This window comes from Aromatoleum toluolicum (assembly GCF_012911005.2).
GTDB lineage: Bacteria > Pseudomonadota > Gammaproteobacteria > Burkholderiales > Rhodocyclaceae > Aromatoleum > Aromatoleum toluolicum.
The window spans coordinates 21,576-28,197 of sequence record NZ_WTVS01000065.1; the positions used below are offsets into that span (position 1 = coordinate 21,576).

General features: G+C 67.6%; 5 protein-coding genes. All 5 read left to right on the plus strand.

The annotated features are described in order from the left end of the window. Positions 1 to 30 precede the first annotated feature (30 nt). Positions 31 to 1,668, plus strand: a complete 1,638-nt coding sequence (locus tag GPA27_RS22645; protein WP_169142690.1) for an NADP-dependent glyceraldehyde-3-phosphate dehydrogenase — start codon at positions 31 to 33, stop codon at positions 1,666 to 1,668. A 251-nt stretch (positions 1,669 to 1,919) separates the two neighbouring features. Continuing rightward, positions 1,920 to 3,203 (plus strand): phosphopyruvate hydratase, encoded by a 1,284-nt coding sequence (gene eno / locus GPA27_RS22650; RefSeq protein WP_169142691.1) that lies wholly within the window; start codon positions 1,920 to 1,922, stop codon positions 3,201 to 3,203. A gap of 146 nt (positions 3,204 to 3,349) precedes the next feature. Continuing rightward, positions 3,350 to 6,100, plus strand: a complete 2,751-nt coding sequence (gene ppc / locus GPA27_RS22655; RefSeq protein ID WP_169142698.1) for a phosphoenolpyruvate carboxylase — start codon at positions 3,350 to 3,352, stop codon at positions 6,098 to 6,100. A gap of 28 nt (positions 6,101 to 6,128) precedes the next feature. After that, positions 6,129 to 6,407: a SemiSWEET transporter gene (locus GPA27_RS22660; protein WP_169142692.1), complete on the plus strand. Its 279-nt coding sequence runs from the start codon at positions 6,129 to 6,131 to the stop codon at positions 6,405 to 6,407. Then, positions 6,404 to 6,622 (plus strand): VOC family protein (locus tag GPA27_RS22665; RefSeq protein WP_256223083.1); only part of this gene is annotated, 219 nt, incomplete at its 3' end. The genes GPA27_RS22660 and GPA27_RS22665, both read left to right, overlap by 4 nt.

A 6,622-nucleotide genomic window follows, 5' to 3' on the forward strand; every position in this document is an offset into this window, starting at 1 on the left:
AGACAACGAGAGAGATAGAGAGAGACAGACATGAACGCCAACGCCATCCAAGCCCGCCTGCATTCCCTGTTCCCCACCGAAGCCGACATCCCGGCCGAATGCCGCGTGCTCGCGCCGCTGCACCAGCGCGCCATCCTGCTCAACGGCGAGATGCAGATCTGGAAGGGCGAGACCCGCCCGGTGCATTCCCCGGTCGCGCTGCGCGCTGCCGACGGCAGCCTGACGCACGTCGAGCTCGGCAGCTTCCCGGTCACCGGCACCGCCGAGGCCGACGCCGCCATCGCCGCCGCGGTCAAGGCCTACGACAACGGTCGCGGCCAATGGCCGACGATGTCGGTCGCCGACCGCATAGCCTGCGTCGAGAACTTCACCAACCAGATCGTCGCGCGCCGGCGCGAGATCGTGAACCTGATCATGTGGGAGATCGGCAAGAGCCTCGCCGATTCGGAGAAGGAGTTCGACCGCACGATCGACTACATCAAGGCGACCATCGCCGAGCTGAAGAACCTCGACAACGCGAACTCGCGCTTCCAGATCGTCGACGGCACGATCGCGCAGATCCGCCGTTCGCCGCTGGGCATCGTGCTGTGCATGGGCCCCTACAACTACCCGATGAACGAGACCTTCACGACCCTGATTCCGGCGCTGATCATGGGCAACGTGGTGCTCTTCAAGCCGCCGCGCTTCGGCGTGCTGCTGTACTACCCGATGCTGGAGGCCTTCCGCAGCGCCTTCCCCGCCGGGGCGATCAACATCGTGTATGGCCAGGGCAGCGTCGTCGTGCCGCACATCATGAGTTCGGGCAAGGTCAACGTGCTGGCGCTGATCGGCACCAGCAAGGTCGCCGACCAGCTGAAGAAGGCACACCCGAAGACCAACCGCCTGCGCGCGGTGCTGGGCCTGGAAGCGAAGAACGCCGCGATCATCCTGCCGGATGCCGACATCGACCTCACGGTGAAGGAATGCATCGCGGGCTCGCTCTCGTTCAACGGCCAGCGCTGCACGGCGATCAAGATGATCCTCGTGCACCAGGCGATCGCCGACCAGTTCCTGCGCCGCTTCAGCGAGGAGATCGGCAAGCTGAAGATCGGCATGCCGTGGGAAAAGGGTGTGACGATCACGCCGCTGCCCGAGATGGCGAAGGTCGCGTACATGAACGAGTGCATCGAGGACGCGGTCGCGAAGGGCGCGAAGGTGCTCAACGAGAACGGCGGCGCCTCGGTCGAGACACTGTTCTACCCGGCGGTGGTGTTCCCGGTGAAGGACGGCATGAAGCTCTACCGCGAGGAGCAGTTCGGCCCGGTGATCCCGGTCGCGCCATTCGAAGACATCGAGACCGCGCTCGACTATGTGATCAGCTCCGACCACGGCCAGCAGGTGTCGATCTTCGGCACCGACCCGGACCAGATCGCACACCTTGTCGATCCGCTCGTCAATCAGGTCTGCCGCGTGAACCTCAACGCGCAGTGCCAGCGCAGCCCGGACGTGTTCCCCTTCGCCGGCCGCAAGGATTCGGCAGAAGGCACGCTGTCGGTGCATGACGCGCTGCGCTCGTTCTCGATCCGCACGATGGTCGCCGCCAAGCAGACCGAGGCGTCGAAGAAGCTCCTCGACAGCATCGTGCTCGGCAACAAGTCCAATTTCGTGAATACGCGCTTCATCCTGTAACGGAACTTTCGCCGCGTTCGCAAAGCCTCTCCCTCCCCTTCAAGGGGAGGAATGGCGACGACCGGACTTCGCAAGGCACGACTAGAAGGTTCCTTCCCCTTCAAGGGGAAGGACAGGATGGGGATGGGTCTCTTGCAGACGCTGCGGAGTCCCCCCATCCCCACCCCAACCCTCCCCTTGAAGGGGAGGGAGCAGTCCATGCCGACCGAGCCTTCTGTGCGATTAACTGCTCCCTTATCAGACACACAACCATGACGACCATCACCTCGATCAAAGCCCTCGAAATCCTCGACTCCCGCGGCAACCCCACCCTGCAGGCGACCGTGCGCCTCGACTCCGGCCATGCCGGAACCGCCGCCGTCCCCTCGGGCGCCTCCACCGGCGCCCGCGAAGCCCTCGAACTGCGTGACGGCGACCCGACCCGCTTCGGCGGCAAGGGCGTGACGAAAGCGCTCGCCAACGTCGAAGGCCCGATCGCCGCCGCACTGAAGGGCCGCGACGCCCGCGACCAGGGCGCGATCGACGCGCTGCTGTGCGAACTCGACGGCAGCGCCGACAAGTCGAAGCTCGGTGCCAACGCGCTGCTCGCCGTGTCGCTCGCGACGGCACACGCCGCGGCCAATGCGCTGGCGATTCCGCTGTATCGCCATCTCGGCGACGCCTCGCGCGGCTTCACGCTGCCGGTGCCGCTGATGAACGTGATGAACGGCGGCGCGCACGCGAACAACAGCCTCGACATCCAGGAATGCATGATCGTGCCGCACGGCTTCGAGCGCTTCGGCGACGCGCTGCGCGCCGGCGTCGGCGTGTTCCATGCGCTGCGCACGCTGCTCGACAAGCGGGGCTTCCCGACCTCGGTCGGCGACGAAGGCGGCTTCGCGCCGAACGTCAGCGGCACGCGCGAGGCGCTCGACCTGATCCTCGAAGCGATCGAGCGCGCCGGCTACAAGCCCGGTTCGCAGATCGCGCTGGCCCTCGACTGCGCAGCGTCCGAGTTCCACGACGATGGCGAATACCACCTCGAAGGCGAAGGCAAGCGCTTCTCGCGCGCCGAGTTCTGCGGCTACCTCGCGGAGCTGGTCGGCGACTACCCGATCCTCAGCATCGAGGACGGCATGGCCGAGGACGACTGGGCCGGCTGGGGTCTGCTGACCGATCGCCTCGGCCGCCGCGTGCAGCTCGTCGGCGACGACCTCTTCGTCACCAACACCGAGATCCTCTCGGCCGGCATCGAGAAGGGCATCGCCAACGCGATCCTGATCAAGCCCAACCAGATCGGCACCCTGACCGAGACGCTGGCCGCGATGGAGATGGCGCGCCGCGCCGGCTACGCGTCCATCGTGTCGCACCGCTCGGGCGAGACCGGCGACACGACGATCGCCGACCTGGCGGTCGCGACTGCCTGCGGCCAGATCAAGACCGGCTCGGCCAGCCGCTCGGACCGCGTCGAGAAGTACAACCGCCTGCTCGCGATCGAACGCGAACTCGGCGCCGACGCGCGCTTCGCCGGCTCGAAAGCCTTCAGGTCGCACTGATCCACGATTGCTCTCCAACCGGCATCGCATTAACGCTCACTCCCTGGCGGTGGTGCCGGTTTCTTTTTATTCCCACGGACGCGTCGCGCGGGTGGATCCCCTCGCGGCGCCCGTCTCCTTTCCGGAGCCCCGCTTTGACCCCTACTCTGAACACCGACAAGGACCAAGCCCTGCGTGACGACATCCGGCTGCTTGGCCGGCTGCTCGGCGACACCGTGCGCGCCCGGGAGGGCGAGCCCGTTTTCGACACGATCGAACGCATCCGCCGCGATTCGATCCGCTTCCATCGCGACGACGACCACGGCGCGCGCGCCGAACTCGAAGCGGCCCTCAATGCGCTGTCGCGCGACGACACCCTGCATGTCGTGCGTGCCTTCAGCTACTTCTCGCACCTCGCGAACCTCGCCGAGGACCAGCACCGCATCCGCCGCTCGCGCGCGCACCTGATCGCCGGCTCGACACCGCGCGAAGGCAGCCTCGCGCACGCGATGAACCGCGCATTCGACGCCGGCCTCGACGCCGCGGCCCTCACCGACTTCTTTTCCACGGCCCAGGTGGTGCCGGTCCTCACCGCGCACCCGACCGAAGTCCAACGCAAGAGCATCCTCAACTGCCAGACCGCCATCGCCCGCCTGCTCGACCAGCGCGACCGCATGACGCTCACGCCCGAGGAGCGCCGCGAGAACGACGACGCGCTGCGCCGCGGTGTGCTGACCCTGTGGCAGACGCGCATGCTGCGCCCGGCCAAGCTTTCGGTCGTAGACGAAGTCACGAACGGCCTCGGTTACCACGAGACCACTTTCATGCACGAAGTCCCGCGCCTGTATGCGGCCATCGAGGACGCGCTTGCGGATCACCTCGCGACGCGCGACGAAGGCCTCGCGGAACGTGAGCTGCCTGCGTTCCTGCAGATCGGCAGCTGGATCGGCGGCGACCGCGACGGCAACCCCTTCGTCACCGCGGCGATGCTCGAACAGGCGCTCGCGATGCAGTGCCAACGCGTACTCGACTACTACCTCGACGAGCTGCAAACCCTCGCCTCGCAACTTTCGCTCGCGTCGCTCCTGGTCCCGGCCTCGCAGGAACTCCTCGCGCTCGCCGACGCCTCGCCCGACCGCTCGCCGCATCGCAGCGACGAACCCTACCGCCGCGCCGTCGTCGGCATCCACGCGCGGCTCGCCGCGACGCGGACGCAACTCCTCGGCGGACCCGCCGCGTCCAATGCGATCGCGCCCTACCCGAGCCCCGAGGCGCTCACCGCCGATCTCGCGATCGTGCACCGCTCGCTCGTCGCCAACGGCTCGGCCGACCTCGCGCGTGGCCGCCTGCGCCGCATCCGCCGCGCAGTGTCGGTGTTCGGCTTCCACCTCGCGCCGATCGACCTGCGCCAGAACTCCGAGGTGCACGAGCGCGTCGTCGCGGAGCTCCTCGAAGTCGCCCAACCCGGAACCCGCTACGCCAAACTCAACGAGGAGCAACGCATCTCGCTGCTGGTAGCCGAACTCGCCAGCGCACGGCCGCTGCACTCGCCGCACTACACCTACTCGGAAGAGACCAGCGCCGAACTCGCGATCTTCCGCATGGCGCGCGAGGCGCACCGCCGCTACGGCCCCGCGTCGGTGCCGAACACGATCATCTCGAAAGCGGACGGCGTGTCCGACATGCTCGAACTTGCCGTGCTGCTGAAGGAGGCCGGCCTGCTCGATCCGCGCAGCAACACCCTCGCGGTAAACGTGATTCCGCTCTTCGAGACCATCGCCGACCTGCAGGCCAGCGGCCCGGTCATGGACCGCCTGCTCTCGCTTCCGACCTGGAAGCGCCTCCTTCCCTCACGCGACAAGACGCAGGAGGTCATGCTCGGCTATTCCGATTCGAACAAGGACGGCGGCTTCCTCACGTCCGGCTGGGAGTTGTACAAGGCCGAGATTGCGCTGGTCGACGTGTTTCGCCGCCACGGCGTGCGCCTGCGCCTCTTCCACGGCCGCGGAGGTTCGGTCGGGCGCGGCGGCGGGCCGAGCTACCAGGCGATCCTCGCGCAACCGGGCGGCGCGGTGCAAGGGCAGATCCGCCTCACCGAACAGGGCGAGGTCATCGGGGCAAAATACGGCAACCCCGAAGTCGGCCGGCGCAACCTCGAAGTGCTGGTCGCGGCGACGCTCGAAGCGAGCCTGCTCTCCGGCGACGAGCCCGCGCCGCGCACAGACTTCCTCGAAGCGATGGACGAGCTCTCGGCAACGGCCTTCCGCGCCTACCGCGCGCTGGTCTATGAGACCGCCGGCTTCGAGCAGTATTTCCGCGAATCGACCATCGTCGACGAGATCGCCCAGCTCAACATCGGCTCGCGTCCGGCCGCCCGCAAGAAGACCTTCGCGATCGAGGACCTGCGCGCGATCCCCTGGGTGTTCAGCTGGTCGCAATGCCGTCTGATGCTGCCCGGCTGGTACGGTTTCGGCGCCGCCATCGACGCCTACCTCGAACGCCACGGCGCCGCTGGCCTCGAGCGCCTGCGGGCGATGCACCGCGAATGGCCGTTCTTCGCGACGCTGCTCTCCAACATGGACATGGTGCTCGCCAAGAGCGACATCGCCATCGCCAGCCGCTACGCGGGTCTCGTGCGCGATGCGCAGCTGCGCGAAGCGATCTTCCCGCGCATCCGCGCCGAGCATGAGGCGACCGTCGCCGCGCTGCTGAAGATCACCGGCCAGCGCGAGCTGCTGGAGGCGAACCCGCTGCTCAAGCGCTCGATTCGCAACCGCTTCCCCTACCTCGACCCGCTCAACCACGTGCAGGTCGAACTGCTGCGCCGCCACCGCGACGGCAGCGACGACGAGCGCATCCGCCGCGGCATCCACCTGTCGATCAACGGCATCGCCGCTGGACTGAGGAACAGCGGATAATCCACCCGCCCCAAGCGCCCCATCTGCCATGAACCCCACCGACGCCATCGGCTACCTCGCCGCCATCCTCACGACGGCCTCCTTCGTGCCGCAGGCGCTGCACATCTGGCGCACGCGTGACGCCCGCGCCATCTCGCTGGGCATGTACGCGGTGTTTTCCACCGGCGTCGCGCTGTGGCTGGCCTACGGCGTCCTGGTCGGTTCGTGGCCGGTGACCCTCGCGAACGTCGTCACGCTGTTCTTCGCGCTCAGCATCCTGTGCATGAAGATCCGTTACGATCGGGAACCCCGGGAGCGGCGGCGGTGAGCGACCCCGCCGTCGCCCTCGCCGGCGTCCACCACGTCGCAATCATCTGCAGCGACTACGCGCGCTCGAAGCGCTTCTACACCGAAGCGCTCGGGCTGCGCGTCGTCGCCGAGACCTACCGCGCCGCGCGCGATTCGTGGAAGCTCGACCTCGCGCTGCCCGACGGCACGCAACTCGAACTCTTCTCCTTCCCCGATCCGCCGCCGCGCCCCACC

What these genes read in the sequence shown, in the direction of transcription:
- eno (WP_169142691.1), top strand. Translation starts at nt 1,920, where the DNA reads ATGACGACCATCACCTCGATCAAAGCCCTCGAAATCCTCGACTCCCGC.
- GPA27_RS22645 (WP_169142690.1), top strand. Translation starts at nt 31, where the DNA reads ATGAACGCCAACGCCATCCAAGCCCGCCTGCATTCCCTGTTCCCCACC.
- GPA27_RS22660 (WP_169142692.1), top strand. Translation starts at nt 6,129, where the DNA reads ATGAACCCCACCGACGCCATCGGCTACCTCGCCGCCATCCTCACGACG.